The 26969-nt window shown below is 70.7% G+C and carries 27 protein-coding genes; 20 read left to right on the forward strand and 7 right to left on the reverse strand.

Translation table 11 applies throughout. From position 1 onward, the window contains the following. The first annotated feature begins 47 nt into the window (after nucleotides 1–47). From Q9R13_RS19665 to Q9R13_RS19680, 4 genes are all read left to right on the forward strand, one after another. Nucleotides 48–413, forward strand: a complete 366-nt coding sequence (locus Q9R13_RS19665; protein WP_310962871.1) for a YraN family protein — start codon at nucleotides 48–50, stop codon at nucleotides 411–413. After that, nucleotides 413–2005, forward strand: coding sequence for a YifB family Mg chelatase-like AAA ATPase (locus Q9R13_RS19670; protein ID WP_310962872.1), 1593 nt, complete (start codon nucleotides 413–415; stop codon nucleotides 2003–2005). The genes Q9R13_RS19665 and Q9R13_RS19670 overlap by 1 nt, the downstream gene beginning before the upstream one ends. Next, complete coding sequence (dprA, locus tag Q9R13_RS19675) at nucleotides 2002–3159, forward strand: DNA-processing protein DprA (RefSeq protein ID WP_310962873.1); 1158 nt, start codon at nucleotides 2002–2004, stop codon at nucleotides 3157–3159. The genes Q9R13_RS19670 and dprA overlap by 4 nt, the downstream gene beginning before the upstream one ends. A gap of 102 nt (nucleotides 3160–3261) precedes the next feature. Continuing rightward, the gene (locus Q9R13_RS19680; protein ID WP_310962874.1) at nucleotides 3262–4200 is read left to right on the forward strand and encodes a tyrosine recombinase XerC; all 939 of its coding nucleotides are present in this window, start codon (nucleotides 3262–3264) and stop codon (nucleotides 4198–4200) included. A gap of 29 nt (nucleotides 4201–4229) precedes the next feature. On the opposite strand, the gene Q9R13_RS19685 is transcribed toward Q9R13_RS19680, so the two are convergent. Beyond that, the gene (locus Q9R13_RS19685; protein WP_310962875.1) at nucleotides 4230–4787 is read right to left on the reverse strand and encodes a murein hydrolase activator EnvC family protein; all 558 of its coding nucleotides are present in this window, start codon (nucleotides 4785–4787) and stop codon (nucleotides 4230–4232) included. A 338-nt stretch (nucleotides 4788–5125) separates the two neighbouring features. Here Q9R13_RS19685 and rpsB point away from each other — a divergent pair, with 338 nt between their 5' ends. The 6 genes from rpsB to Q9R13_RS19715 all read left to right on the forward strand — a co-directional run bounded on the left by rpsB (nucleotide 5126) and on the right by Q9R13_RS19715 (nucleotide 10244). Continuing rightward, complete coding sequence (gene rpsB, locus Q9R13_RS19690) at nucleotides 5126–6298, forward strand: 30S ribosomal protein S2, sunset domain variant (RefSeq protein WP_310962876.1); 1173 nt, start codon at nucleotides 5126–5128, stop codon at nucleotides 6296–6298. A 6-nt stretch (nucleotides 6299–6304) separates the two neighbouring features. Next, nucleotides 6305–7117 carry a translation elongation factor Ts gene (gene tsf, locus Q9R13_RS19695; protein WP_310962877.1) on the forward strand — a complete coding sequence of 271 codons (813 nt, stop codon included), beginning with the start codon at nucleotides 6305–6307 and terminating at the stop codon, nucleotides 7115–7117. Between the two features lie 100 nt (nucleotides 7118–7217). Continuing rightward, the gene (pyrH, locus tag Q9R13_RS19700; protein WP_310962878.1) at nucleotides 7218–7934 is read left to right on the forward strand and encodes a UMP kinase; all 717 of its coding nucleotides are present in this window, start codon (nucleotides 7218–7220) and stop codon (nucleotides 7932–7934) included. 41 nt (nucleotides 7935–7975) lie between these two features. Then, nucleotides 7976–8530: a ribosome recycling factor gene (gene frr, locus Q9R13_RS19705; RefSeq protein WP_310965128.1), complete on the forward strand. Its 555-nt coding sequence runs from the start codon at nucleotides 7976–7978 to the stop codon at nucleotides 8528–8530. 20 nt (nucleotides 8531–8550) lie between these two features. Then, entirely contained in the window at nucleotides 8551–9429 is an 879-nt protein-coding gene (locus tag Q9R13_RS19710) for a phosphatidate cytidylyltransferase (protein WP_310962879.1), read from the forward strand. Next, nucleotides 9429–10244, forward strand: coding sequence for a histidine phosphatase family protein (locus Q9R13_RS19715; RefSeq protein ID WP_310962880.1), 816 nt, complete (start codon nucleotides 9429–9431; stop codon nucleotides 10242–10244). Before Q9R13_RS19710 ends, Q9R13_RS19715 begins: the two co-directional genes overlap by 1 nt. A gap of 6 nt (nucleotides 10245–10250) precedes the next feature. Here the strand turns inward: Q9R13_RS19715 and Q9R13_RS19720 are convergent, their stop codons facing one another. Beyond that, a complete protein-coding gene (locus tag Q9R13_RS19720) occupies nucleotides 10251–10895 on the reverse strand; it encodes an anti-sigma factor family protein (RefSeq protein WP_310962881.1) in 645 nt (214 codons plus the stop codon). Beyond that, complete coding sequence (locus Q9R13_RS19725; RefSeq protein ID WP_310962882.1) at nucleotides 10892–11410, reverse strand: sigma-70 family RNA polymerase sigma factor; 519 nt, start codon at nucleotides 11408–11410, stop codon at nucleotides 10892–10894. The genes Q9R13_RS19720 and Q9R13_RS19725 overlap by 4 nt, the downstream gene beginning before the upstream one ends. Before the next feature lie 251 nt (nucleotides 11411–11661). Here Q9R13_RS19725 and Q9R13_RS19730 point away from each other — a divergent pair, with 251 nt between their 5' ends. From Q9R13_RS19730 to Q9R13_RS19745, 4 genes are all read left to right on the forward strand, one after another. Next, nucleotides 11662–12507 (forward strand): DUF3105 domain-containing protein, encoded by an 846-nt coding sequence (locus Q9R13_RS19730; protein ID WP_310962883.1) that lies wholly within the window; start codon nucleotides 11662–11664, stop codon nucleotides 12505–12507. 57 nt (nucleotides 12508–12564) lie between these two features. Beyond that, nucleotides 12565–13713, forward strand: coding sequence for a 23S rRNA (adenine(2503)-C(2))-methyltransferase RlmN (gene rlmN / locus Q9R13_RS19735; RefSeq protein ID WP_310962884.1), 1149 nt, complete (start codon nucleotides 12565–12567; stop codon nucleotides 13711–13713). 214 nt (nucleotides 13714–13927) lie between these two features. Continuing rightward, complete coding sequence (locus tag Q9R13_RS19740) at nucleotides 13928–14338, forward strand: cyclic nucleotide-binding domain-containing protein (RefSeq protein ID WP_310962885.1); 411 nt, start codon at nucleotides 13928–13930, stop codon at nucleotides 14336–14338. A 21-nt stretch (nucleotides 14339–14359) separates the two neighbouring features. Further along, a complete protein-coding gene (locus Q9R13_RS19745; RefSeq protein WP_310962886.1) occupies nucleotides 14360–15478 on the forward strand; it encodes an adenylate/guanylate cyclase domain-containing protein in 1119 nt (372 codons plus the stop codon). Here the strand turns inward: Q9R13_RS19745 and Q9R13_RS19750 are convergent. Both Q9R13_RS19750 and Q9R13_RS19755 read right to left on the reverse strand, forming a co-directional pair. Then, entirely contained in the window at nucleotides 15365–16468 is a 1104-nt protein-coding gene (locus Q9R13_RS19750) for an LOG family protein (RefSeq protein WP_310962887.1), read from the reverse strand. The two genes, Q9R13_RS19745 and Q9R13_RS19750, sit on opposite strands and share 114 nt — an antisense overlap. A 91-nt stretch (nucleotides 16469–16559) precedes the next feature. Beyond that, entirely contained in the window at nucleotides 16560–17480 is a 921-nt protein-coding gene (locus tag Q9R13_RS19755) for a serine protein kinase RIO (protein WP_310962888.1), read from the reverse strand. 124 nt (nucleotides 17481–17604) lie between these two features. Here Q9R13_RS19755 and Q9R13_RS19760 point away from each other — a divergent pair, with 124 nt between their 5' ends. Genes Q9R13_RS19760 through ispG form a run of 5 tightly spaced genes read left to right on the forward strand, consistent with a single transcriptional unit; the run spans nucleotide 17605 to nucleotide 23473 of the window. Beyond that, complete coding sequence (locus tag Q9R13_RS19760) at nucleotides 17605–18657, forward strand: patatin-like phospholipase family protein (RefSeq protein WP_310962889.1); 1053 nt, start codon at nucleotides 17605–17607, stop codon at nucleotides 18655–18657. Continuing rightward, nucleotides 18654–19832 (forward strand): MalY/PatB family protein, encoded by a 1179-nt coding sequence (locus Q9R13_RS19765; protein WP_310962890.1) that lies wholly within the window; start codon nucleotides 18654–18656, stop codon nucleotides 19830–19832. Before Q9R13_RS19760 ends, Q9R13_RS19765 begins: the two co-directional genes overlap by 4 nt. Nucleotides 19833–19837: 5 nt before the next feature. Continuing rightward, a complete protein-coding gene (locus tag Q9R13_RS19770; RefSeq protein ID WP_310965129.1) occupies nucleotides 19838–20935 on the forward strand; it encodes a 1-deoxy-D-xylulose-5-phosphate reductoisomerase in 1098 nt (365 codons plus the stop codon). 16 nt (nucleotides 20936–20951) lie between these two features. Continuing rightward, on the forward strand, nucleotides 20952–22262 hold the full coding sequence (locus Q9R13_RS19775; RefSeq protein ID WP_310962891.1) for a M50 family metallopeptidase: 1311 nt from the start codon (nucleotides 20952–20954) through the stop codon (nucleotides 22260–22262). Between the two features lie 59 nt (nucleotides 22263–22321). Further along, on the forward strand, nucleotides 22322–23473 hold the full coding sequence (gene ispG / locus Q9R13_RS19780; protein WP_310962892.1) for a flavodoxin-dependent (E)-4-hydroxy-3-methylbut-2-enyl-diphosphate synthase: 1152 nt from the start codon (nucleotides 22322–22324) through the stop codon (nucleotides 23471–23473). A gap of 4 nt (nucleotides 23474–23477) precedes the next feature. On the opposite strand, the gene Q9R13_RS19785 is transcribed toward ispG, so the two are convergent. Then, nucleotides 23478–24173 (reverse strand): hypothetical protein, encoded by a 696-nt coding sequence (locus Q9R13_RS19785; protein ID WP_310962893.1) that lies wholly within the window; start codon nucleotides 24171–24173, stop codon nucleotides 23478–23480. Between the two features lie 65 nt (nucleotides 24174–24238). Here Q9R13_RS19785 and Q9R13_RS19790 point away from each other — a divergent pair, with 65 nt between their 5' ends. Next, nucleotides 24239–25084 carry a GNAT family N-acetyltransferase gene (locus Q9R13_RS19790; RefSeq protein WP_310962894.1) on the forward strand — a complete coding sequence of 282 codons (846 nt, stop codon included), beginning with the start codon at nucleotides 24239–24241 and terminating at the stop codon, nucleotides 25082–25084. A 33-nt stretch (nucleotides 25085–25117) separates the two neighbouring features. Here the strand turns inward: Q9R13_RS19790 and Q9R13_RS19795 are convergent, their stop codons facing one another. Then, a complete protein-coding gene (locus Q9R13_RS19795) occupies nucleotides 25118–26824 on the reverse strand; it encodes an APC family permease (RefSeq protein ID WP_310962895.1) in 1707 nt (568 codons plus the stop codon). Nucleotides 26825–26969 lie beyond the last annotated feature (145 nt).

Raw genomic sequence — 26969 nt, forward strand, 5'->3', positions numbered from 1 at the left:
GTGTCCATGCTGTGCCGGCGTCCGTGTCGGAAGCGACGCTTCGGCACATGAGCACAGCAGCGCAGAACAGCTCCCTGGGTGCGTACGGCGAGCGGGTCGCCGCGCGCCTCCTCACCGAGCAGGGGATGGTGGTGATCGACCGCAACTGGCGGTGTCCGGAGGGTGAGGTCGACCTCGTTCTGCGCGATGGGACGACGCTCGTCGTCTGTGAGGTCAAGACGCGCAGCAGCGCGGACTACGGACATCCGCTGGAGGCGGTGACTCCCGAGAAGGCGAACCGGCTCCGGCGGCTCGCGCTGCGCTGGCTCGAACATCACGACGTGCGACCTTCGGGGTTGCGGATCGACCTGGTCGGGGTGCTTCGCAACGGTCGCGGTGCGGCCGACGTCCAGCACGTGCGGGGGATCGGCTGATGTGGGCCACCACGCGCAGCGTCACGCTGGTCGGAGCCATCGGCCACGTCGTCGACGTCCAGGCCGACCTCAGCATGGGCCAGATCCGCACCGCGGTGGTCGGTCGCCCGGACGCCGCGGTCAACGAGGCCATCGATCGCTGCCGGGCGGCCGTGGACAACTCCGGCTTCCACTGGCCCACCAGCAAGCGGATCACCATCCTTCTGTCCCCGGCCGACGTGCCGAAGCGGGGCACCCACCTCGACCTCGCCATCGCCGTGGCCGTGGTGGTCGCGGCCGACCCTCAGGCCGACCAGGCGGCGTTGCGCGACGTAGTGCTGGTCGGCGAGCTCTGCCTCGACGGGCGGCTGCGCTGCGTGCCCGGCGTGCTGCCGATGCTGCTCGCGGCGCGGACGCGTGGAGTGCGCCGCGTGGTGGTCCCCGAGCCTCAGGTGGCCGAGGCCATGCTCGTCGACGGACTGGAGGTCGTCGGCGCACGGTCACTGGCCCAGGTGGTGGCGTTGCTGGCCGGGGAGCCGATCCCCGACGCGCCGCCGGTCGCCGGCCCGACGTCGCACCCGTTGCTCAGCTGGCGCGGTGAGGAGCGGATGGAGGACCTCGACCTGAGTGAGGTGCGGGGGATGCCCGAGGAGCGCTACGCGATCGAGGTGGCCGCCGTCGGGGGACACCATCTGATGCTGACCGGCCCCAAGGGGGCCGGCAAGACCACCATCGCCGAGCGGATCCCGACGATCCTCCCCGATCTGGACAGGGAGGAGTCGCTGGAGCTGACCGCCGTGCACTCGCTGGTCGGCTCGCTGCCCTCGGACGCGCCGGTGCTGACCCGGCCACCGTTCCGGGCGCCACACCACACGGCCTCCCGGGCCGGCATCCTCGGGGGCGGCACCGGCAGGGTGCGGCCGGGCGAGGTGAGCAAGGCACATCTGGGCGTGCTCTTCCTGGACGAGTTCGCGCTCCTGCCCAGCGACGTGATCGAGGCTCTCCGGCAGCCGTTGGAGAGCGGTGAGATCACCATCTCCCGAGGGGACGAGGAGGCAACCTTCCCGGCCCGGGGGATGCTGGTCCTCGCCGCCAACCCGTGCCCGTGCGGTGAGTACCACCCGCACCGCCGGGACAGCCCCTGCAAGTGCAGCGAGGTCAAGCGCCGCGAGTACCGCCGCAAGCTCTCGGGCCCGATCGCCGACCGCATCGACATCCACCGCTTCGTGGAGCCGCCGGAGGAGTGGCAGGCCAATGACCCGATTCTGCTGCCGGAGCCCTCCGAGGTGGTCCGCGCGCGCATCGAGCAGGCCAGGGCGCGGCAGCGCTCGCGGTACGCCGGCTGCGGCTGGCGGCTCAACGGACACGCGCCCGGCCCGGCGCTGCGCCGGGAGTGGCCGTTGGATCAGCCGGCGACCGCGCTCCTCGACCGGGCGGTCTACGGCGGTCACCTGACCCGCCGCGGCGCGACTCGGGTGCACCGGGTCGCCTGGTCGGTGGCAGACCTGCGTGGGGTGGACCGACCGGGCGTGCCCGAACTCGAGGTGGCACTGCGGCTGCGCAGCAGCCAGCCGCTCGACGTGGCGACCCTGCGCCTCGGTGGTGCCGCGTGACGGCCGGGCCGGCGAGCTCGGTGGTCACCGAGGAGGAACGACTCGCCCGGGTGACGCTCAACCGTGTGGTCGAGCCGGGGCACCCGGGCCTGTTGCATCGGGTGGCGACCCGTGGAGCGGTGACCGTGTTGCGTGAGCTCAGCGCCGGTGCGCGGATCCCCGAAGCGGCCGACCTCGCCCAGCGGCTCGCCGAGGCGGACCCGACCCGTGACCTCGAGGAGGGCGAGCGGCACGGGCTGCGCTTCATCGTCCCGGGGGATCGGGAGTGGCCACCGGGGCTCGACGGACTGACGAGCTGTCCGGAGCTGCATCGCCGCGGCGGAGTGCCGATCGGGCTGTGGTTGCGCGGCTGCGTGTCCCTCGCCGCGACGGTGACACGGGCCGGCGCAGTGGTCGGCGCGCGCTCGGCGACCAGCTACGGCGAGAACGTGGCCGGGCAGATCGGCCACGGCTTGGCCAGTGCGGGGTGGACCGTGGTCTCCGGCGCGGCGTACGGCATCGACCAGGGCGCGCACCGCGGTGCGCTCGCCGCCGGTGGGCCCACCGTGGCGGTGCTCGCCTGCGGGGCCGACAAGGCCTATCCCAAGGCGCACGAGCGCCTCCTGGACTTCATCGCCGAGAGCGGAGTGATCGTCTCCGAGGCGCCGCTCGGCGGTGCGCCGACCCGGATCCGGTTCCTGGCGCGCAACCGGCTGATCGCCGCGCTCGCCGCGGGAACGGTCGTGGTCGAGGCCGCAGTGCGCAGCGGTGCGTTGAATACCGCAAGCTGGACCGCGGGGCTGGGTCGGGTGCTGATGGGCGTCCCCGGGCCGGTCACCAGTGAGCCGTCGTCGGGCGTGCACCAGCTGATCCGCGAGCGCGGCGCGATCCTGGTGACCAGGCCGGAGGAGGTCCTCGAGGCGTTGGCCCCGGTCGGCGAGGAGACGCTGTTCCCGCTGCGCGCAGAGACCACTGCGCGCGACCGGCTCACCGACCTCGAACGGCAGGTCCTGGACGCGGTGCCGGTCCACTCCGCGGCGGGTGAGGAGAACATCGGACGAGTGGCAGGGGTCAGCCCGTCCACGGTGGGCCGCGCTCTCAAGCAGCTGGAGCGTGTCGAGCTGATCGAGCGGCTCGGGGGCCGGTGGCGGCTGCGCAGGCAGGCCGACGACTGACCGGAGCGCACGCTCGGAGAGCCGGAGGCGCATCACCATGCCCGATTGCGGCCCGATCGCGCCTCCCGTCCTGCGGGCGGCCGGGTGCCTAGGCTGGGCCACATGGAGGACCGGGCCGACGAGCGCGTGCTGCCCGAGCCGATGACGCAGGCTCTGGCCGCCTATGAACGACACCTGATCTCCGAGCGGGATCTCAGTCCGAACACCGTCCGCGCCTATCTCACCGATCTGTCGGGCATGCTCGAGCACGCCGCGGCGCTCGGTCACACGGACCTCGCCAGTCTCGACATCCGCACCCTGCGCAGCTGGCTGGCCAAGCAGCAGACCCTCGGCAAGGCGCGCGCCACGATGGCTCGCAGGGCCACCTCGGTGCGAGTGTTCACGGCGTGGGCCCATCGCGTGGGGCTGGCCCCCGCCGACCCCGGTGCCCTGCTGGGCAGCCCGAAGGGGCACCGGTCCCTGCCTCCGGTCGTCGACGAGTCGACCACCCGCGCCCTGCTCGACGACGCCGGGGTGCTGGCCGACGACAGCAGCCCGGTCGGCCTGCGGGACGCCGCGATCCTCGAGATGCTCTACGCGACCGGCATCCGGGTGGGCGAGCTGTGTGGACTCGACGTCGACGACGTCGACCGTGACCGCCGGGTGGTGCGGGTCCTCGGCAAGGGCCGCAAGGAGCGCACCGTGCCGTACGGCGTCCCGGCCGAGCGAGCCCTGTCCCGGTGGCTCCGGGTGGGCCGGCCGGCGCTCTTCCGCGCCGGCGCGGGCGGGGCACTGTTCCTCGGCGCGCGGGGTGCCCGGATCGACCAGCGAGCCGTGCGCACGATGGTGCACCGCCGGCTCGGGGCCGTGCCTGGTGCTCCCGACATCGGTCCGCACGGTCTCCGTCACACCGCGGCGACCCACCTGCTCGAGGGTGGCGCAGACCTGCGCACCGTCCAGGAGATGCTCGGCCACGCGTCGCTTGCGACCACGCAGATCTACACGCACGTGACCACCGAGCGACTCCGGGCGGCGTACCGACTCGCGCACCCGCGGGCCTGACCGGCGCCGGAGCCGTTCCGGCAGCGTGTTCACGACGGACCGGCCCGGCCGGTCTCCATCGGCAACAGCCGGACCGGTCCAGCACCGACCAGGGTGAGCGGGTCGAGGTAGCTGTCGCCTCGGAGCAGTCCCCAGTGCAGGCAGGCCCGGGGGAAGCAGTGGCTGCCGACCAGCTGGAGCGTGCCGATGACGGCACCCTCCGCGACCGGGTCGCCGACGCCGACCGACGCGGCCACCGGTTCGTAGGTGGTCCGCTCGGCCCCGTGGTCCACCACGACCACGCCGCGGCCCGCGAGTTGGCCGGCGAAGGTGATGGTGCCGGCCAGGGCGGCATGGACCGGCTCGCCCGGCTGACCGAGCAGGTCGACGCCGCGATGCCCCGGGCCCCACGGGTCGGCCGGCGGGTCGAAACCGCGGACGACCTGGTGGGCCGGGATCAGCGGCCACGTCCCGTGGCTCGGCGCGGGCTGCCTCGGCATCGCGTGCAGCGCGACGTCCGGTGTCGGCGACGTGGCTGCGGCGGGGGCGAGGACCCCTGTGCCTCCGCCCAGGAGAGCGACGAGCATGGTGGCGACGAGGGAGGACATGTCCGTCAGCATCCGGCGGGTCCCGGACCGTGGACGAGGGCGGCGGCCCGGCCTGTGGACGGCGGCCGTGTCCGACACCCTGTGGATCCTGGTCGGTCGTTCGCCGACACCGTTTCGACAACCTCACCGACACGCGGATATGCTGTGACCCAGCAGCTCCTCGGAGCTGACTTCGCACGCCCGTACCCCGGACCTGGTCCGGGGCGTCGGCTCTCAGTCCCGGTCGTCAGGCCGGGTTGGGCCGCGTGCCGGGCGTCAGGGCACCGGGCACCCGTCCGGGGCAACAACTGAGAACTGGTGCGCGCGTGCGCGCACCGCAGAGGTAAAGGAAGACCGGCATGGCCGTCGTCACCATGCGCCAGCTCCTCGAGAGCGGCGTCCACTTCGGGCACCAGACCCGACGCTGGAACCCGAAGATGAAGCGCTTCATCATGACCGAGCGCAACGGGATCTACATCATCGACCTGCAGCAGTCGCTGTCCTACATCGACACCAGCTACGCGTTCATCAAGGACACCGTGGCCAAGGGCGGCACGATCATGTTCGTCGGCACCAAGAAGCAGGCCCAGGAGGCCATCGCCGAGCAGGCGACGAGGGTCGGCATGCCCTTCGTCAACCAGCGGTGGCTCGGTGGCATGCTCACCAACTTCCAGACGGTCCACCAGCGGATCAACCGCCTCAAGGAGCTCGACGAGGTCGACTTCGAGGACGTGGCGGGTAGCAGCCGCACCAAGAAGGAGCTGCTGCAGATGCGCCGCGAGCGCGACAAGCTCAACAAGTCGCTCGGCGGCATCCGCGAGATGACCCGGACGCCCTCCGCGGTCTGGATCGTCGACACGAACAAGGAGCACCTCGCCGTCGAGGAGGCCCGCAAGCTGCGGATCCCGATCATCGCGATCCTCGACTCCAACTGCGACCCCGACCTCGTCGACTACCCGATCCCGGGCAACGACGACGCGATCCGCGCCGTCAGCCTGCTGACCCGTGTCATCGCCGACGCCGTCGCCGACGGGCTGATCGCCCGCTCGGGCGCCAAGTCCGGCGAGGGCGACGCGGCCGCGACCATCGGCTCCGACGAGCCGCTGGCCGACTGGGAGCGGGACCTGCTCGAGGGTGATGCCAACAAGGCTGCCGTCGAGGCGACCGGTGGCGATGCGGCCAGCCAGGACATCCCCGCTGCCGAGGCGACCGGCGCGACCTCCGAGGCCGTCGAGGTGGCGCCCGCGGTGGAGGCCGCCGAGGCTCCTGCGTCTGACGAGGCAGCCGCTGACGAGGCGGCGCCTGTCGAGGCACCCGCCGCCGAAGCCGCTCCGGCCCAGGCCGACTCTGCGCCGGCCACCGGGGACGGCTCGGCCCCCGAGGGCTTCACCATCAAGGGCAACAAGGACTCGATGAAGTTCCACGCACCCACCAGCCCGTGGTACGACCGCACGGTTGCCGAGGTCTGGTTCAGGACCGCTGAGGCCGCTGAGGCCGCGGGCTTCGTCAACGCTGAGAAGAAGGAAGACTGAGCACCCATGGCGATTTCCGCCGCAGACGTCAAGCGACTCCGCGACCTCACGGCCGCGGGCATGATGGACTCCAAGAAGGCTCTGGAGGAGGCCGACGGTGACTTCGAGAAGGCCGTCGAGATCCTCCGCGTGAAGGGCGCGGCCAAGGCACAGAAGCGCGGGGCCGAGCGGGAGGCGACCGCCGGCCTGGTGGCCAACTCCGGTGGCGCGCTGATCGAGCTGAAGAGCGAGACCGACTTCGTCGCCAAGAACGACGACTTCATCGCCGCTGCCCAGAAGATCGCGGACGCCGCCGCAGCCGCCCGGGCGGCGGACACCGAGGCGCTGAAGGCCGCGGACGTCGACGGCAAGACGGTCGGCGACCTGGTCGAGCACCTCGCCATCACCATCGGCGAGAAGATCGAGCTCGGCGACGCCGCGTACTTCGACGGCCAGACGGTGGCCTACATGCACAAGCGTGCCGCCGACCTGCCGCCGACGGTCGGCGTCTTGGTGGAGTACGACGGCAGCAACGCCGATGCCGCTCGTGGCGTCGCGATGCAGATCGCCGCAATGCGCCCGCAGTACCTCTCCCGCGACGACGTCCCCGCCGACGTGGTGGCCAAGGAGCGTGAGATCGCCGAGGCGACTGCACGCGAGGAGGGCAAGCCCGAGCAGGCGATCGCAAAGATCACCGAGGGCCGCCTCAACGGCTTCTACAAGGACGTCGCGCTGCTCGACCAGCCGTCGGTGACCGACTCGAAGAAGTCGGTGAAGGCTGTGCTCGACGAGGCGCAGATCACCGTCACGCGCTTCGCTCGCTTCGAGGTAGGCGCCTGATCCGTTAGGTTCGTCGCCAGACGTCAAACGAGGAGGCCGGTCCGATGCATCGAACGAGGATGATCGGGCCGGCCTTCCGTCGTACTACCGGGAGGTCGCTGTGACCGCGTACAAGCGGGTCCTGCTCAAGCTGTCCGGCGAGGTGTTCGGCGGTGGCAAGGTCGGGGTCGACCCGGACGTCGTGCAGAAGATCGCCCGCGAGATCGCGACCGTCCAGCGGACCGGTGTGCAGGTCGCCGTGGTCACCGGCGGCGGCAACTTCTTCCGCGGAGCCGAGCTGCAGCAGCGCGGCATGGACCGCGCGCGGGCGGACTACATGGGGATGCTCGGCATCGTGATGAACTGCCTCGCACTGCAGGACTTCCTCGAGAAGGAGGGCATCGAGACGCGGGTGCAGACCGCGATCGCGATGGGCCAGGTCGCCGAGCCCTACATCCCGCGTCGGGCGATCCGCCACCTCGAGAAGGGGCGCGTCGTGATCTTCGGCGCCGGAATGGGTCTGCCCTACTTCTCCACCGACACTGTCGCGGCCCAGCGTGCGCTGGAGAGCAAGTGCGACGTCGTGCTCGTCGCCAAGAACGGCGTCGACGGGGTCTACACCTCCGACCCGCGCACCGACCCGGGTGCGGTGAAGCTCGACCACGTCACCTATGTCGACGCGATCGCCCGCGGGCTGCGCATCATGGACCAGACGGCGTTCGCGCTGTGCGGTGAGAACAAGCTCCCGATGGTGGTCTTCGGCATGGAGCCGGAGGGAAACATCCTGCGCGTCGTGCAGGGTGAGAAGATCGGGACGCTGGTGAGCGCCGGCAACTGACCGGCCCCGGGCCCTTCCAGACGACGAGGAGCAGATCCGTGATCAACGACACCCTGAGCGATGCCGACACCAAGATGACCAAGGCCGTCGAGGTGACCCGCGAGGAGTTCGCCGCGATCCGGGCCGGTCGGGCGCACCCGAGCATGTTCGCGAAGCTGACCGCGGAGTACTACGGCACCCCGACACCGGTCCAGCAGCTGGCCTCGTTCACGTCCCAGGACGCACGGACGATCCTGGTGGCGCCGTACGACCTGGGTGCGATGAGTGCGATCGAGAAGGCGATCCGTGACTCCGACCTCGGGGTGAACCCGGCCAACGACGGCAAGGTGCTGCGCTGCGCGTTCCCGGAGCTCACCGAGGAGCGTCGCAAGGAGTACGTCAAGGTCGCGAGGACCAAGGCCGAGGAGGGGCGGGTCGCGGTGCGCAACATCCGTCGCAACGCCAAGCAGGCCCTGGAGAAGCTCGAGAAGGACGGGGACGTCGGCAAGGACGACGTCACGGGTGCCGAGAAGCGCCTGGACGCGGCCACCAAGAAGCACACCGACCAGATCGACGACCTGCTCAAGCACAAGGAAGCCGAGCTGCTCGAAGTCTGACGACCTCGAGGACCCCTGCGATGAGCGACACCTCCGCGCCCGTCCCTGCACCCCCCAAGGACCACGGCCGCGCTGGCCGCAACCTCCCTGCCGCGATCGGCTCGGCCGTGGTGCTGTTGGTCGCCGTGGTGGCCTCGCTGTACTTCTGGAAGACCGCGTTCATGCTGATCGTGGCGGTCGCCGTGGTCGTCGCCGTCTGGGAGCTTCACCGCGGCCTCTCCGCCAAGGCCATCGACATCCCCGAGCAGCCGCTGATGGTCGGCGGCGTCGTGATGGTCGTGGTCGCCTACTTCTGGGGCGCGCCGGCGCTGGTGACGGCCACGGCAGTCGCCGGGCTCGTCAGCATGCTGTGGCTGCTGCGGCGGGGTGTGACGGGGTTCGTCCAGAATGCGACGGCGGCGGTGTTCACGCTCGTCTACGTGCCGTTCCTGGGCTCGTTCGTGGCCCTGATGCTGGCCGAGGGCGGCGACTGGAACTCCGCGCACCACTTCGCCGACGACGGCGTCCGTGGGGTGATCGCCTTCATCCTCCTCACGATCGCCTCCGATATCGGCGGCTACGTGGCCGGCGTGCTCTTCGGCAAGCACCCGATGGCGCCGGTGATCTCCCCGAAGAAGTCCTGGGAGGGGTTCGCCGGCTCGGCGATCTTCTGCGTCGGGGCCGGCGTCGGGCTGATGGCCTGGCTGGACGCCGCCTGGTGGATCGGGGTGCTGCTCGGGGTGATCGCCGTGGTGATGGCCACGCTCGGCGACCTGGTCGAGTCGGTGATGAAGCGTGACCTCGGGATCAAGGACATGAGTCAGATCGTCCCCGGGCACGGTGGGCTGATGGACCGGCTGGACTCGCTGCTGGCGACGATCGCCCCGATCTGGTTGGTCCTCCACTATCTGGTGTTCTGATGGCGGCCGGGTCGCGGACCGGGCGCGCGCATGCCCACGTCCGGCACATCCACCTGGTCCGGCACGGCCGGCCCCTCGTGCGTCCGGACCAGCCCGCCGCGAGCTGGCACCTGGACCCCGCCGCGCACGCCGACGTCGTACGCCTGCGTGAGTCCGGTCGACTGCCGACCCGCGCCCGCTGGTTCACCTCGCCGGAGCCGAAGGCACGGGAGACCGCGGCCCTGCTCACCGACGCGCCGGTCGAGGTGGTCGACGACCTCGCCGAGCAGGTCCGGATGCACGCGGCCTGGATCCCGGACCTGGACACGGTCCGCCGACGGGCGTTCGCGCACCCGGCCGAGCCGGCGTACGACGGCTGGGAGCCGCTCGCCGACACCGCACGACGTGTCGGTACGGCGGCCCGGGCGTTGCTCGACGCCCATCCTGACGACGACCTGGTGATCGTCGGTCATGCGACCGCCTTCGCGGTGCTGGCCGCCGCCCTCACCGGGCGCGCTCCCGACCCCGACCTGCCGGGGGCGTTGGGCTTCCCCGACGTGGTCGTGATCGAGATGCGTCGTCGTCGGGAGGTCCGACCGGCGACCTTCCGGGACGTGTTGGTCGGAGCCGGGCTGGTCGGCGTCGGTGAGCTGGTCAGCTGGCGGGTCGGGGGCCGGCTCGGGCTGATCGCGGCCGCCGTACTCGTGCTGGGCACGCTGGCGCTGGTCACCCGTCGGAGCCGGCACTGGGGCTGGACGCTCGTCGGCGCCGCGCTGCTCGGCATCGTCCTGGCGATCGGCCTCGTCGTGGCCGTCTGGCCGCGGACCGGCGGCTGAGGGTCGCTATCCCCGCAGTCGCAGCACGGGGCGGCCGGAAGCGGTGCGCACCTCGAGGCTGGCGATCTGGTCGGGGGACAGGTCCACCGACCCGACGACGCGGGTGGTCCCGTCCGGTCCGACCCGCCACTGCGCCACCCGGTGCAGGGTCCCGTCGCGCCCGGTGACGACCAGGTCGTAGGCAGGCAGGTCGCCGTAGGACCCGCCTGCGTAGCGGCAGGTCATGTCGATCCGGGTGCCGCCGTGGTCGGCGCGCAGGGTGGCGGTGGCGCTGATCGGAGCGGACACCAGCGCGACGAACGGCTGTCCGTTGCTGTCCGGGGTCCCGGGTCGGAGCGCCAGCCCGGCGCCGACTCCCACCAGGATCGCGGCCACCGCAGCCGCAGCCAGCAGGGTGAGCCGTCGACGACGGTTCCGACGGCGGACCTCCCTGAGCAGCCGTGGCAGGAGCGTCCCGGGTGGTTCGGGTGACGCGGCAAGCTCGTCGGGGTCGACTCGAGCCAGCAGGCCGGGCAGTCCGGCGACCTCGGCGACGTCCCGCCGACACTCGGCACAGCCGGCCAGGTGCGACTCGAACGCGTCGCGCTCGGACGGCGAGAGCGCGCCCACGACGTAGGCACCGGCCGATCCGCACTGCGCCTGCTCGTTCATTTGGTGACCCCCCTCTCCTCCAGCGCCAGCCGCAGCGCCCGCATCCCGTAGTGCAGCCGCGACTTGACCGTCCCAGCGGGCACGCCCAGGCGTACGGCGGCCTCCGCCGCCGTCCGGCCACGGTAGTAGCACTCGACGATGGCCGAGCGGTGGTCCTCGGACAGGGCGCGCAGCGCGTCGAGGACCAGCCACGTCTGCACCATCTCGTCGACGTCGTCACTGGACGGGGCGTCCACGGTGCCGGGTTCGGTGACCACCTCGAGCCGGTTCCGGGCGCTGCGCCACCCGTCGATCGCCTGGTTGCGTGCGACTCGGAACAGCCAGGCCCGGACTGCCTCGCGATCGCGCCCGAGCACGTCCGGGTTCTTCCATGCCCGGAGCAGGGTCTCCTGGGCGAGGTCCTCCGCTCGGGGGCCATCCCCGCCGGTCAGGTGCAGGCAGAAGCCCCACAGCGCGCGTCCGTGCTCGTCGTACGCGCTGCGCATCAGCTGCTGGTGCAGATCGGACGTCGTCATCACCCCTTGAACGGATCAACGAGGCGAGGGCCCGTACGGTTCATCGCATTGTGAACCGAGCCGAACCCCGGAGCCAGCTCTTCGTGGAATCCACAGGAGCCGACACCGAGGCGGAGCCGTGGATCGCGCCAGGCGGCGGGGAGGTCCGGCAGCAGTTCGGGCAACCAGGGCCGCGGCCATAGTCCCGGCGCGCCGTCCGTCGTACGCGTCGTTGGCACCCGTCGTTGCATCGGAGTCTCTAGGATCACGCCGTGGCCACATCCAAGAGCGACAAGTCCAAGCAGCGGCGAGAGCGGGTCGAGGAGCTGCGTCGTGAGCAAAAGGCCAAGGAACGCCGTCGCGCGGTGCTCGGCACCATCGGGCTGGTGGTGATCCTGGTCGCGCTCGTGGTGGGCGTCTACCTCGGCACTCGGGGGAGCCATCACAAGCAGGTCACCGGTCAACAGATCGTTCCGACCACGCCCACGGGGCAGGTCACCGTGCAGAAGAAGCCGGCCACCGTGCCCAACACCACCGGGATCCCGGGGGTCGTGGCCTACGACACGTCGGGCTACCCCGCACCGGGAACCCCCGACGCAGGGACGCTGGCGCACGATCACGTGACCGGCCCGGTGAAGTACGCCGTCATCCCGCCCGTCGGTGGGCCGCACAACGGTGTCTGGATGAACTCCGGCGTCTACGACAAGCCGATCCCGAACGAGCGGGCGGTGCACAATCTCGAGCACGGCGCGATCTGGATCACCTATCGACCCGACCTGCCGGCCAAGGAGGTCCAGCAGCTGGTGGACTTCGTCAGCAAGCAGTCGATGATCGACGAGGGCAACAACTCCAACCGCTACATGGACCTGAGCCCCTGGGCGGACGACTCGTTGCCGTCACCGATCGTGCTGAGCTCGTGGGGCTACCAGCTCAAGGTGACCAGTCCCACCGACCCGCGGATGCAGAAGTTCGTCGACACCTTCCGGCACAGCCAGAAGTACACCCCGGAGTACGGCGCAGCCGTGGACGGCATTCCTGTCCAGACCGGCGGTCGCCCGGTCACCGACGGCAGCAAGTTCGCCAACCCGTCAGGAAGTGTCAACGGCCAGGGAATGTGATCGGGGCCGCCGCCGGGGATTCGTCGGCACGGCGCGGCGATGGGACACTAGAGCTCCATGAGTGAACCGATCAAGACGCTGCCCCTGGTCTTCGAGGAGCCCAAGGGCCGCGGCAAGCCGCCCCGGCACCTCGCTGACCTCAACGCGGCCGAGCGAAAGCAGCTCGTCGCGGACCTCGGCCTGCCCGGCTTCCGCGCCCGCCAGCTCTCGACCCACTACTTCGGGCGGCTGGTCGACGATCCGGGGGAGATGACCGACCTCCCCGCCGGACAGCGCGAAACGCTGGTGGCCGGGCTGCTGCCCTCGCTGATGACGCCGCTGCGCACCCTCGAGGCCGACGCGGGCACGACGCGCAAGACCCTGTGGAGGCTCTTCGACGGCGCACTGGTCGAGTCCGTGCTGATGCGCTATCCGGGTCGGGTGACCATGTGCGTGTCCAGCCAGGCCGGGTGCGGGATGGCCTGTCCGTTCTGCGCGACGGGCCAGGGCGGACTGCAGCGCAACATGTCCACCGCCGAGATCGTCGAGCAGGTGGTCGCCGGGGCCCGAGCGCTGGCGCGCGGCACTGTTCCCGGTGGGCCGGGCCGGGTGTCCAACGTGGTCTTCATGGGCATGGGTGAGCCGATGGCCAACTACCGAGCCGTGATCGGCGCCGTACGCCGGCTCACCGATCCGACTCCCGACGGCCTGGGGATGTCGGCCCGGGGCATCACCGTGAGCACCGTGGGGCTGGTCCCTCGGATCAACCAACTCGCCACCGAGGGGATCCCGGTCACCCTGGCGCTGAGCCTGCATGCGCCCGACGACGAGCTGCGCGACGATCTGGTGCCCATCAACACCCGGTGGAAGGTGCACGAGGCCGTCGAGGCCGCGGCCAACTACGCGCACACCACCGGCCGTCGCGTCTCCATCGAGTACGCCATGATGCGCGGCATCAACGACCAGGCGTGGCGAGCCGACCTGCTCGCCGACGTGCTGCACGAGTACGACGCACCCGCCGATGGCCGGCGTGCGCCATGGGGTTGGGTGCACGTCAACCTGATCCCGCTGAATCCGACGCCGGGGTCGAAGTGGACGGCCTCCGATCCCGCCGACGAGCACGAGTTCGTCCGCCGGCTCGAGGCGAGGGGCATCCCGACCACCGTCCGCGACACGCGTGGATCCGACATCGACGGGGCCTGCGGGCAGCTCGCCGCGGTGGAGTGACAGGCAGGTCGGTGCTGCAGCCCGGATCTGGTTGTCGTTGACGGCCGCCGTACGCCGGTCCGGAGCCGGTCACGGCGGGAGATCTCCATGCTCGCGAAAGACGTAGGGGCGATCTTGGTCACGCCGACACCGCTGTCGCGATGGTAGACAGCGGCCGATGGTGGGGGGAGGATGCGCATCAACGATGCGACCGACTTCCGAAGGAGTGTCCGCCGTGACCCAACCCCAGCCTGAGAGCCTCGGGCACATCAACCGCCTGGAGACCCTTTCCAACGCCGAGCTGCAGAAGGTGATCAACGCCGGTCGGCATTTCACCCTGCCGGCGGACTGGTCGCTGATCTGGGAGGGAACCGCGGCCGACAAGGCCTACCTGATCGTCAACGGTGAGGTGTCGGTGCGCAAGGGTGGCGCGGAGATCGCGAAGCTCGGCCCCGGTGACGTCATCGGGGAGATGGGCATCGTCGAGCACAAGCTGCGCTCGGCGAGCGTGGTCAGCCTGACCCCCTTGGAGGTCATCCACTTCACTCGCGAGTCGCTCGAGCAGCTGATCGACGACGTGCCGGCGTTCGGCACGGCCGTCCGCGGGACCAGCGAGGACCGCCGCGCAGCCGGACGCGAGAGCTGACACTGGAGGAGACTGCGGGCCGTGCCTGACCTCGACGGACCCGATCCGCACGAGCTCCTCGAGCTGCTCGAGCGGATCCTGCTCGGCTCGCTGCCGTCGTTGACCAGCGCCGAGGTGGCCGAGCGCACCGGGATCTCCCAGGAACGCGCCCGGGAACGCTGGCGCGCACTGGGCTTCACCGAGGTGCCCGAGGGGGTGCCCGCGTTCACCGAGGCCGATGTCCACGCGTTGCAGCTCACCGAGCGGCTCCGAGAGCTCGGATTCGTCGGAGAGGAAGCGGAGGCGTCGCTGATCCGCACGGTCGGACGCGGCCTGTCCAGGCTCGCCGAGCTCCAAGTCGCGCTGCTCGCGCGCACGATGATGCTGGAGGAGATGGACCTCGACGCCCTCGAGGACCGGCTCGTCGAGGTGAGCCCCGTGCTTGAGGAGGTGATGGCCTACGTGCTGCGCAGGCACTCCCTGAGTGCCGCGAGCCGGATGTTGCTCTCCTCATCGTCTGGCGACGACGGCCAGCAGATGGCGGTCGGGTTCGCCGACATCGTCGGCTACACCCGACAGACCCGGTCGCTGCGCCAGAGCGAACTGGCCGAGCTGGTGGAGGAGTTCGAGTCGCGGTCACAGGCGGTCGTGACTGCGCACCAAGGCCGGGTCATCAAGACGATCGGCGACGAGATCCTGTTCGTCACCGACACCCCGGAGGATGCGGCGCGCATCGGGCTGGAGCTCACCGAGCTCGAGGTGCAGGAGGAGAAGTTCCCCGAGCTCCGGGTGGGCCTCGCCTACGGCTCGGTCCTCTCCCGGCTCGGTGACGTCTACGGTCCCGTGGTCAACCTCGCGGCGCGGCTGACCTCGACGGCACGCCCCGGGAAGGTCCTCGCCGATCGTGGCATGGCGGACGCCCTCAAGGGGGACGAGTCCTTCCGGCTCCGCCGGATGCGGCGTACGGCGGTCCGCGGCTACCGCCGGCTCGAGCCCTGGTCCCTACGCAGGCCTCTGGGCGAGGCGCCGCAGTTCGACAGCGAGAACCTACCCGGCCCGGCGTCCCAGTTCCTCGCCGAGCGCGGCGCGGACCTCGTCCGTGCTGTCGACGAGCGCAAGCCTCGAGGCGAGCGGTCCTCCAGCCGCAAGGGCGGACAGTAGCGGCCACGCCTGCAGGCGCTCGGACCAGAACTCCTTGCCGACCAGCACCATCGGGGCGATCTCACCCTCCACCGCGTGGTAGTTCCCGCACGCTGCCTGGAAGATCTCCTGGACGGTGCCGGCCGCGCCGGGAAGGAAGACGAGCCCGGCTCGGCAGACGTGCAGCAGGATGTCCTCGCGGATGGCATTGCGGAAGTACTTCGCCACCGCGCCACAGAACGGGTTCGGCGGCTCGTGACCGTAGAACCAGGTCGGCACGCCGAGCGACATCCCGGACCGGGCCCCGACCGCGACCAGTCCCGCCCGGGCCCAGTCGGTCACCGACGGGCGGTAGGACGGCACCGTGGCCACCCGGGCCAGGGCCTCGTCGAGGTCGGCCACCCCCGCGACCGCGGCGCCGAGGTTCGCGGCCTCCATCGCTCCCGGCCCGCCACCGGTGGCGACGGTGTACCCGGCACCGGCGAGCTCGGCGCCGAGTCGGGCGGCGTCGTCGTACGCCGGCTCGCCGCGCTCGAGCGCGTGCCCGCCCATCACGCCGACGATCCGCCGTCCGCGGACGTACTCGCTCAGGGCGTCGTCGACCGCGTTGTCGTGCAGCGCCATCGCCAGGCTGTCGTGCACGGTGGTGCCGCCTGGGCGGTGTCGGTTCGCCGCCACCGACCACGCGTAGATGCGGGCGTCAGGGGTGGCGTCGTACCCGCGGTCGATGCCGTCGTACAACTCCTCGGGCGTGTAGAGGGTGGCGCGGTAGGCGTCGAAGGGCACGTCGGGAACGGCCGGGAACACCAGGGCGCCACCGGTACGGAGCCGGTCCTCGAGGTTGTCGGGGATCCGGCAGCCGAGGAACAGCGCGCCGGCGGGGTCCAGCCGGCCGAGCACGGCAGTGCGTCCGGTCAGGTCGAGGTCCTGTACCTGCCAACCCCGCATCGACCGGCTCCGGGCGGCGCACCGGTCGAAGTCCTCGATCGTGTCGATCTCGATGCTGCGCACGCCTCGAAGATAGCGGGCGGCCATGGAGCGCAGGCCCCGGTCGGTCACGGGCCGCCGTCGTGATCACGGCGGCGTCGATCAAGGGGTGGTGTCAACCGAAGGCCTGCACCACCAGGTCGGCGAAGAGTGCCTCCTCGTCCGCGGCGACGCCGCGGCGCGCGAACCACTGGCACACGTTGTGAACGTCGCGCTGCAGGAAGTCGGTCCCCGCCGGGTTGGCGGCGAGGTCGACCACCTGGGGCAGGTCGATGATGACGAGCCGATCGCCGGCGACGAGGACGTTGTACGGCGATAGATCGCCGTGTGCGACGCCCAACCGGGCGAGTCCGGCCATCGCATCGCGCAGCTGGTCGAACCATGCTGCCGCGGTCGCCCGGTCGGGGCGGGCGTCCACGAGACGGGGCGCGGGCGACCCGTCATGGGTCACGAGCTCCATCAGGATCTCGGTGCCGTCGATCTGCGTCGGGTAGGGCACTGGTATCCCGGCGGCGTGACAACGCTGCAGCCACTCCCATTCGGTCGCCGCCCAGCCTGCGGCGGCGACCTCGCGGCCGTGTGCGGTGGCCTTCTTCATCGCCCGGGCGTCGCGGCTGCGTCGTACGCCGCGGCCCTCGGTGTAGACGACGCTGCGCTGGAAGAGGCGGTGCTCGGCACTGCGGTAGCGCTTCGCGACCAGGGTGCAGCCGGGACCGCCGGGCACCGCGCGCTCGACCAGCACGGCCTCGGCCTCCTTGCCGCTCTTGAGGACGCCGAGATCGGTGTCGATGGCGGCACGGTCGGTGACCAGCCAGGCGGGGACCGGCTCGGGCCCGCGGCACAGCGGCTCGACGTCCCAGTAGGTCATCATCCGCGAGCCGTCCGCGAGGTCGTAGTCCGGTCCGTCGAGGGCGACGTAGTCGAAGCAGAACGCCGGATCAGCGTCCGGGTGGAGGGGGTGGTGCTCCATGGAGAGTGCTCCCGTGGTGAGTGAGGTGGTCGGCGGGCAGGCCGAGGACAGCGATCTGCATGTCATGCCTCCTTCGCTCACGTGGAACACGGACGAGCGCCATCGTGGTCCGGTGCGACGCCGTACCGCAACGGGTTTTGCCGGAGCCGGCGCCCGTCCGAGGGTCGGCGTGGGTCACTACGGTGGTGCCATGGCTGACATCCCGGGAGCGACCTCACTGGCGGGCACCGTCCACCCGCCGGTCACCGACGTGATCCTCGAGGGCGGCGGGGTCAAGGGCATCGCCCTGGTCGGTGCCCTCCAGCCGCTGGCTGAGGCGGGCTACAGCTTCGCCCGGGTGGCGGGCACCTCGGCGGGCGCGATGGTCGGCGCGGTGCTCGCGGCGATGCAGCAGCGCGGCGAGCCCGTGGATCGCCTCGAGGACATCGCGCGCAGCCTCGACTACTCCCGGTTCCGCGACCGCGGCGGTGTGGCGAGGTGGCTCGGCCACGTGCCCGGTCCCTTCGGCTACCTCGCGGACGCGATCTCGGTGATCTTCGAGTCCGGCGCCTACGAGGGTGACTACCTGCGCGACTGGGTTCGCGGCGTGCTCGCGGAGTTCGACGTGCACACCTTCGGCGACCTGCTCCTCGACGATCCGGCCGGTGACGGCGAGATGCACCACCGTTATCGACTGGTCGTGGTGACCAGCGACGTGAGCCGCAAGCGGCTGGTCCGATTTCCCTGGGACTACCAGGACTACGGGCTCGACCCCGACGAGCAGCTGGTCTGCGACGCGGTGCGGGCCTCGGCGTCGATCCCCTACTTCTTCGAGCCGGTCGAGCTGCGGGGCAGCCGCGGCATCTCGACCCTGGTCGACGGTGGCCTGCTGTCGAACTTCCCGATCGACATCTTCGATCGGGCGGACCACCGGACGCCGCGCTGGCCCACCATCGGGATCCGCCTGGACGCGCTGCACCTGGATCCGGCCCGACACGTCGAGCCGGTCCGTGACCCGGCCCACCTCGGGGTGGCGCTGGTGGAGACCGCGATCGAGGCCGAGCAGGCTGCCCAGGCGCTGGCCCCGTGCAACCTCGCCCGCAGCGTCCAGGTGGACACGACCACGGTGAGCAGCTTCGACTTCGACCTGAGCAGCGCTGACGAGCAGACTCTCCTCGCAGCAGGTCGGTCAGCGACCGAGACGTTCCTCGCGGGATGGGACTTCGACCAGTGGCTGCAGGAGTGCAGGGGAGTGACCGCATGACCGCGGATCCGATCCTCGGTGAGTCCCTCGACCGCGTCCGGTCCACCCGGAGCAGCGTCAAGTGGCGTCGCTACGACCCTGACGTGCTGCCGATGTGGGTCGCTGAGATGGATGCCCGGCCCTGCCCGGTCGTCGTCGACGCGGTCACGGCGGCCGTCGCACGCGGCGACACGGGCTACGGCTGGGCGCCGCCGTACGCCGAGGCGATGGCCGGCTTCGCGCGGCGGCGCTGGGACTGGGAGATCGATCCGTCCACCACGTTCACGGTCGTCGACGTGATGGTCGGCGTCGCCGAGCTGCTCCGGCTGGCCACCGAGCCCGGTGGCCCCGTCGTGGTCAGCACGCCCTGCTACAACGCGTTCTTCGGCTTCCTCGACCACCTCGGCCGCACTCCCGTGGCGGCACCGCTCACCACCGCCGGCCGCCTCGACCTGGACGAGCTCGACCGAGCCTTCAGCGCGGTTGCCGGCTCGCGGGCTGCCTACCTGCTCTGCAACCCGCACAACCCGACCGGGACGGTCCCGACCAGGGAGGAGCTGACCGTCGTCGCCGAGCTGGCGCGGCGGCACCAGGTCACGGTGATCTCCGACGAGATCCACGCGCCGCTGGTGCACCCGGGCGGCGTGTTCACGCCGTACCTCACCGTGCCGGGCAGCGAGACGGCGGTCACGGTGCTCTCGGCGTCGAAGGCCTGGAACGTCGCGGCTCTCAAGTGCGCGCTGGTGGCGCCCGGCGAGGCAGCCCGTCCCCTCGTCTCCGGCCTGCATGAGGTGCTCACCCACGCGGTCAGCCACCTGGGCCTGATCGGCCAGGCGGCCGCGCTGACCGAGGGCGAGCCGTGGCTCGACCAGCTCGTCGGCGAGCTCGCGAGCAACGCTGTCACCCTCCGCAGCCTGCTCGCAGAGGCACTACCAGAGGTCTCGTTCGCGGCTCCCGAGGCGACGTTCTTCGCGTGGCTGGACTGCCGCCGGCTCGGAGAGGACCCGGCCGGGGTGTTCCTCGAGCGCGGCAGGGTCGCCCTGACCCCCGGCGAGGAGTACGCCGGCGACCCCGGCTTCGCCCGGCTCAACTTCGCGACCTCCCCACGGGTGCTCGCCGAGGGAGTGCGCCGGATGGCAGCGGCCGTCGCGGGCGGCGGCCCCGGCGACCTCGACCCTGTGACAATGAAGGGGTGAGCACCATCGAACGCCGCGATGTCGTCATCCTCGGGTCGACCGGATCGATCGGCACCCAAGCGCTCGAGGTGGTGCGCGCCAACCCGGAGCGCTTCCGGGTGGTCGGTCTGACCGCCGGGGGGTCGAACCGGGAACTCTTCGAGAAGCAGGTCGCCGAGTTCTCGCCGATCGTGTCCGGGCTGGGCGAGAATGCCTCGGTCGACGCGGCCGCGCACGCCTGCGACGTGGTGCTCAACGGGATCACCGGCGCGGTCGGGCTGCGTCCGACGCTCGCTGCGCTCGACGCTGGCAACACACTCGCGCTGGCCAACAAGGAGTCGCTGATCATCGGTGGTCCCGTGGTCACCAGGCGCGCCCGACCCGGCCAGATCGTGCCGGTGGACTCCGAGCACAGTGCGCTCGCCCAGTGCTTGCGCGGCGGCCGGGCGAGCGAGGTCCGGCGCCTGGTGCTGACCGCCTCCGGAGGGCCGTTCCGAGGCAGGACCCGGGCCGACCTCGAGGGCGTCACCGTGGAGCAGGCGCTGGCCCACCCGACGTGGGACATGGGGCCCGTCGTCACGATCAACTCGGCGACGCTGGTCAACAAGGGCCTGGAGGTCATCGAGGCGCACCTGCTCTTCGACATCCCGTTCGACCGGATCGAGGTCGTGGTCCAGCCGACCAGCGTCGTGCACTCGATGGTCGAGTTCGAGGACGGGTCCACGATCGCCCAGGCCGGTCCGCCGACGATGCTGATCCCGATCGCGCTGGCGATGGCCTGGCCCGAACGGGTGCCCGACACCGCGCCCCCCGTCGACTGGAGCGTCCCGCAGACCTGGGAGTTCTTCCCGCTCGACGATGAGGCGTTCCCGGCGGTGGGGCTGGCGCGCGAGGCGGGACGGCGCGGCGGCACCGCGCCCGCGGTGTACAACGCGGCAAACGAGGTGTGCGTGCACGCCTTCCGCGAGGGCAGGCTCGCGTTCGTCGACATCGTCGAGACCGTCGCGTGTGTCGTGCAGGCCCACGACGTACCCTCTGATCCGCACGAGCTGACCGTCGAGGACGTGCTGGCCGCCGACGTGTGGGCCCGCTCGGAGACGACCCGCCTCCTGGAGACCCGTTGAACCCGATGAAGGCCCGATGACCACCGCCCTGCTCTACCTCGCCGGCGTGGTCATCTTCGCCGTGGGGGTGGCCGTCTCGATCGCCCTGCACGAGCTCGGCCACCTCATCCCCGGCAAGCTCTACGACGTCAAGATCACCCAGTACTTCATCGGGTTCGGCCGGACCATCTGGTCGCGTCGCCGCGGTGAGACCGAGTACGGACTCAAGGCCGTCCCGCTGGGCGGCTACGTGAAGCTGGTCGGCATGCTCCCGCCGGGACCGGACCAGGACCCGGGCCAGATGCCCAGCCGGAACACCGGGATGTTCGCCCAGCTGGTCAGCGACGCCCGCTCCCAGGAGTACGAAGCCGTCGACGAGGCCGATCACGACCGGCTGTTCTACGTGCAGCCGTGGTGGAAGCGCGTGGTGATCATGGGCTCCGGGGTGGCCGTGAACCTGGTGCTGGCGTTCCTGCTCTTCGCCGTCGTCTTCATGGGGTACGGCGCCCTGGCTCCGACCACCACGGTCGCCACGGTGTCGCAGTGCGTGAAGGTCGTGCACATCGACGAGAAGCCGGGCCCGTGCACCTCCGCCGACCCCCTGGCCCCGGCGCGAAAGGCCGGCCTGCGCCCCGGAGACCACCTGGTGTCCTTCAACGGCACCACGATCGACTCCTACGACCAGCTTCAGGGTCTGATCCGCGCCAACGAGGCGGGGGCGGCGACGATCGTGGTCGACCGGAACGGGCACCGCCGCACGCTGCAGACCAACACGGCCATCAACGTGCTCCCCAGCCGCAGTGACGTGCAGCGCAGCGTGCGGGCCGGCTTCCTCGGAATCACCCCTACGGTCACGCTCCAGCGGCAGGACGTGGGCTACGTCGTGACCACGATGGCCAGCGGGACCTGGGACACCCTGAAGACCATCGGCACCCTGCCGCAGAAGCTCTACCACGTGGGCCGGGCGGCGCTCGGACTGGAGAAGCGCAGCACGGACAGCCCGATGAGCGTCGTCGGCGCCGGCCGGGTCGCCGGGCAGCTCGCCTCCGACCACCACAACTCGATCGCCGACCGGTTCTTCTCGCTGTTGCTGCTCCTTGCTGGACTCAACCTGTTCCTCGGGTTGATCAACCTGGTGCCCCTGCCGCCCTTCGACGGAGGCGGCATCGCCACCACGCTCTACGAGGCGGTACGCCGTGGTGTGGCCAGGCTGCTCGGTCGCCCCGACCCTGGCGTCGTCGATGCGGCGAAGCTGCTGCCGGTCACCTATGCGATGGCCGTGGTGATCCTGGTCGTCAGCGTGGTGCTGATCTATGCCGACATCGTCGCGCCGGTCTCGTTGACCTGAGCCGTACTCGGCAGGGTCGGCGGTCGGCGGCCATCGTGGTGGCCGATTACAGTGGAGGCATGACCCAGGTTTCCCTCGGCATGCCGGAGGCCCCGGCTCCCGTGCTCGCCCCCCGCCGCAAGACCCGCCAGATCAAGGTCGGCAAGGTCGGTGTCGGCAGCGAGTCGCCGATCTCCGTGCAGTCGATGTGCACCACCCTCACCGCCGACGTGAACACCACCCTGCAGCAGATCGCCGAGCTCACCGCGGCCGGCTGCGACATCGTCCGGGTGGCCTGCCCCTCGGCGGACGACGCCGAGGCGCTGCCGGAGATCGCCCGGCACTCCCAGATCCCGGTGATCGCCGACATCCACTTCCAGCCGAAGTACGTCTTCGCGGCGATCGAGGCCGGCTGCGCTGCGGTCCGGGTCAACCCCGGCAACATCAAGAAGTTCGACGACCAGGTCAAGGAGATCGCCCAGGCCGCCAAGGACCACGGCACCTCGATCCGGATCGGCGTCAACGCCGGCTCGCTGGACATGCGGATCATGGACAAGTACGGCAAGGCCACGCCGGAGGCGCTCGTCGAGTCGGCCGTCTGGGAGGCCAGCCTCTTCGAGGAGCACGACTTCCACGACTTCAAGATCTCGGTCAAGCACCACGACCCCGTGGTGATGGTGCGTGCCTACGAGCTGCTCGCCGAGCAGGGTGACTGGCCGCTGCACCTCGGCGTGACCGAGGCCGGCCCGGCGTTCCAGGGCACCATCAAGTCCGCCACCGCCTTCGGCGCGCTGCTGAGCAAGGGCATCGGCGACACCATCCGGGTTTCGCTGTCCGCGCCGCCGGTCGAGGAGGTCAAGGTCGGGATCCAGATCCTCCAGTCGCTCAACCTTCGCCCGCGCAAGCTCGAGATCGTGTCATGCCCTTCGTGCGGTCGGGCACAGGTCGACGTCTACACCCTCGCCGAGCGGGTCACCGCGGGGCTCGAGGGCCTCGAGGTCCCGCTGCGAGTGGCCGTGATGGGCTGCGTGGTGAACGGCCCCGGCGAGGCCAGGGAGGCCGACCTCGGGGTCGCCTCGGGCAACGGCAAGGGGCAGATCTTCGTCCGGGGCGAGGTCATCAAGACGGTGCCCGAGGCACAGATCGTCGAGACCCTGATCGAGGAGGCGATGCGGATCGCCGAGGGGATGGAGCCGGTCGAGGGCGGCGGCGCAGAGGTCAGCGTCGGCTGATCGGTCAACGGGCTCCGGCGGCCGTCTGCAGCCGTCGCAGTACGCGCAGCGCGGCGAGGCAGGACTGGAAGGGTGCGCTGTCGCCGGCCAGGAAGCTCAGGTCCGAGACGACCTTGTCGACCGCGGCGGGGTCGGTGAGGTCGACGGTGCTCGCCTCGGTCCAGCCGTCGTGCATGTCCGACACCGATGCGGCGGCCTGGGTCTGCAGCGTCGCCAGTGCCCGACGGACCTGGCTCTTCGTGGGCGGCTGGTGCTTGCCGTGCCGCCCGTGCTGGGGCGTCGGGGCGAGCAGGTAGTCAGTGGCGATCGGCGCGACGTCGGACATCTGGTAGCTGATGTCGAACGGCCGTAGCCGCGCGGACAGCTGCTGGATGCGATCGTCCGCGGTGCGCTGATCGGCCAGTGGCCCGGGGCAGTCTCCGGCGGTGGCGCTCGTCGTGTAGTAGTCGACCGTCGCCAGCGCGGAGGCCCAGCGCTGGGCCAGGTCGGAGGGGTCCGGTTGCTGGTCGCGGCCTCGCAGGGAGTCGCCGAGGGCCTTCCACTGGTCGCGGCACTGCTGCGCCGCGGCGCTGGGCTGGGTGAGCGGGGACTCGGGGGAGGACCCGCAGCCGCCAGCGCTCAGGGCCAGCGCGAGGAGCAGCACGACGACGCTGTACGGCGCGGAGCCGGCACCGGCCACCCGATGCGCGCTGGCATGCATGGGGTCACCGTAATGGTCCGGGCGCGGAGGTGTTGCGGCGCGACACGGCGCACTAGGCTCCCTGCGTGCAGGTCACCGCGCAGGAGGTCCGGGTCCTCGGCCCCGCCGACGTACCCTTGGCCCTGCATTGCCTGGAGACCGAACCGGTCACCAACGTCTTCGTCGACTATCGGACCCGGCTCACCCAGCTCGACCGGCGCTGGTTGGGCGGTGAGATGTGGGGCTACTTCACGGGCGGTGAGTTGGTCTCCATGTGCCACGTTGGCGCCAACCTGGTGCCGGTCAACGCCACCGAGGCGGCGTGCACGGCCTTCGCCCGGCGGATGATGCAGACCCGCCCGCCCTCGTCCACGGTGGTCGGACCGCGTGACGCGGTGGAGGCGATGTGGACGCTGCTGCAGCGCACCTGGGACCGGCCCCGCGAGTTCCGCTGGGACCAGCCGCACCTGGTGATCACCGGCGCACCGCAGGTCGAGCCGGACCCGTTGGTACGGCGTACCCCGCCGGTGGCGCTGGAGACCCTCTACCCGGCCTGTGTGGCGATGTACACCGAGGAGGTCGGCATCTCCCCCGAGCAGGACGGCGGCCGGGACCTCTACCACGCCCGCGTCGCGCAATTGGTCAACCGCGGGTGGTCCTTCTCGCGGATCGAGGACGGCAAGGTCGTCTTCAAGGCGGAGATCGCCTGCGCCTCACCGTGCGCCGCCCAGATCCAGGGCGTCTACGTCGCGCCGGAGCGACGCGGCGAGGGGCTGGCCGCCCGGGGGATGGCGACGGTGGTCGACATCGCTCTGCGTGAGGTGGCGCCGGCGGTGTCGCTCTACGTCAATGCGCACAACCTGCCGGCCCGGCGCGCCTACCAGCGGGTCGGGTTCGAGCAGACGGCGACCTTCTCCACGATCATGTTCTGACCCGAAGAAGGCCGCCGCGCGCTGGTGCGGTGGCTACAGAGCCACCGGCGGCTCGACCGGGACATCGTCCTCGGACTCGTTGAGGATCTGCTCGACCCGCTCGCCGGGCAGCTGGCAGTGCCAGGCGAGCGCGAGCACGATCACCGTCAGAATGATGTTCGCGATCACGCCGCCGTTGAACTTGTAGACGTTGGCCTGCCCCGCGTCCACGGTGCTGGCACCGGAGTAGCTGCCCAGGTAGCTCACCAGGGTGATGCCCGCGAACCAGACCAGCACCCACCAGCCGTGCTTGAAGTCGAGTTGCGGTGCACGCCGGTTCACACCACGGTCGAAGTACTCGAAGATCGCGAGCAGCACGTAGCCGATCAGGACCGCACACATCATCTTCCACACCTGGTCCCATCCGGCCCAGTACATCATCAGGTTCGTCGACAGCAGTGCCAGCGGCCCGATCACCCAGGCAGCCTTCAGCCGGTAGGGACGCTCCTGGTCCGGCAGCTGCTTGCGGAAGGTGAGCAGCGCGATCGCGCCGCTGCCGAAGGAGAGCACCGTGAGCGAGGTGACGATGGAGACCAGCGCCTGCCAGCTCGGGAACGGCAGGAAGAAGATGCACCCCACGACCCAGGCGAGGATCAGGCTCGGCCACGGGACGCCACGCTCGTTCACGTGGGCCAGCACCCTCGGCGCGTTGCGGTTGCGGCCCATCGCGTACGACATCCGGGCGGTGACGCTGGTGTAGATGAGGCCGGTGTCCGACGGCGAGATGATCGCGTCGGCGTACAGCAGGGCCGCGAGCCAGCCCAGCCCGAGCACGGTGGCCAGCACCGCCAGCGGGCTGAAGTTCGCCGAGGCCCCACCTGAGGCCTGCAACAGGGTCTGCGGGGTGTTCAGGCTTGCCCAGTCGCCGCCACCGAGGTCCTTGGTCGGCACCGACCCGATGAAGGCGACCTGCAGCAGGAAGTAGAGGACGCCACAGATCAGCACCGAGCCGATCAGGGTGAGCGGCACGTTGCGTCGCGGATTGTCGGTCTCACCAGCCAGCTCGATGCCCTGCCGGAACCCCAGGAACGAGAAGGCGATACCGGCTGCCGGGATCGCCTCGAAGGCACCCTTGATGCCGTACGGCGCGAATCCGCCCTTGAGCCCGTGGAAGTTCACCGAGTGGAAGGCGGTCACCAGCAGGGCCACGATCACCAGGACGATCATCGCCAGCTTCCACCAGACCAGCACGTTGTTGATCCGGGCGAACCAGCGGACACCGAAGTAGTTGATCAGCACGAAGAGGGCCATGATCGCGATCGCGATCAGGATGCCGACCCCGGTCAGCGTGCCGTTGTCGTGCTCGAGCCAGTGCAGGTAGGACTCCGCATAGGTGAGCACCGCGGAGACCTCCACCGCTGCCACGGAGGCGCAGGCGAGCCAGGTCACCCAGCCCATCGAGTAGCTCGCGAACGATCCCCACGCGTAGTGCGGATAGCGCGCGACACCACCGCTGCGCGGGAACATCACACCGAGCTCGCTGTAGCTCAGACCGATCAGCAGGAACATGATCGTGGCGACGATCCAGGAGATCAGTGCCGCCGGGCCCGCCTGGCTGGACGCCTTCAAGGAGCTGAACAGCCAGCCCGATCCGATGATCGACCCGATCGCCGCGAACAGCAGTCCGATCGTCCCGAAGTCCTTCTTGAGGCGAACGTCGTCGCCGCTCGCTCTCGCCGTCTGTTCCACGTCTGTGCTCATCAGGGCACCATCCCTTCTCCTCAGCACGAGGCAGTGCCGCGGTGGCCCTCAGGGGCCGAAGCAGGTGACGCACAGCCGAATGCGAAATCACGCTAGTCCCGCTGGTCACATGGGCGTCAAGCACTACTCGCCGGAAACATGTCGT

Origin of the sequence: Nocardioides marmorisolisilvae (assembly GCF_031656915.1) — a bacterium.
GTDB classification, from domain to species: Bacteria; Actinomycetota; Actinomycetes; order Propionibacteriales; family Nocardioidaceae; genus Marmoricola; species Marmoricola terrisoli.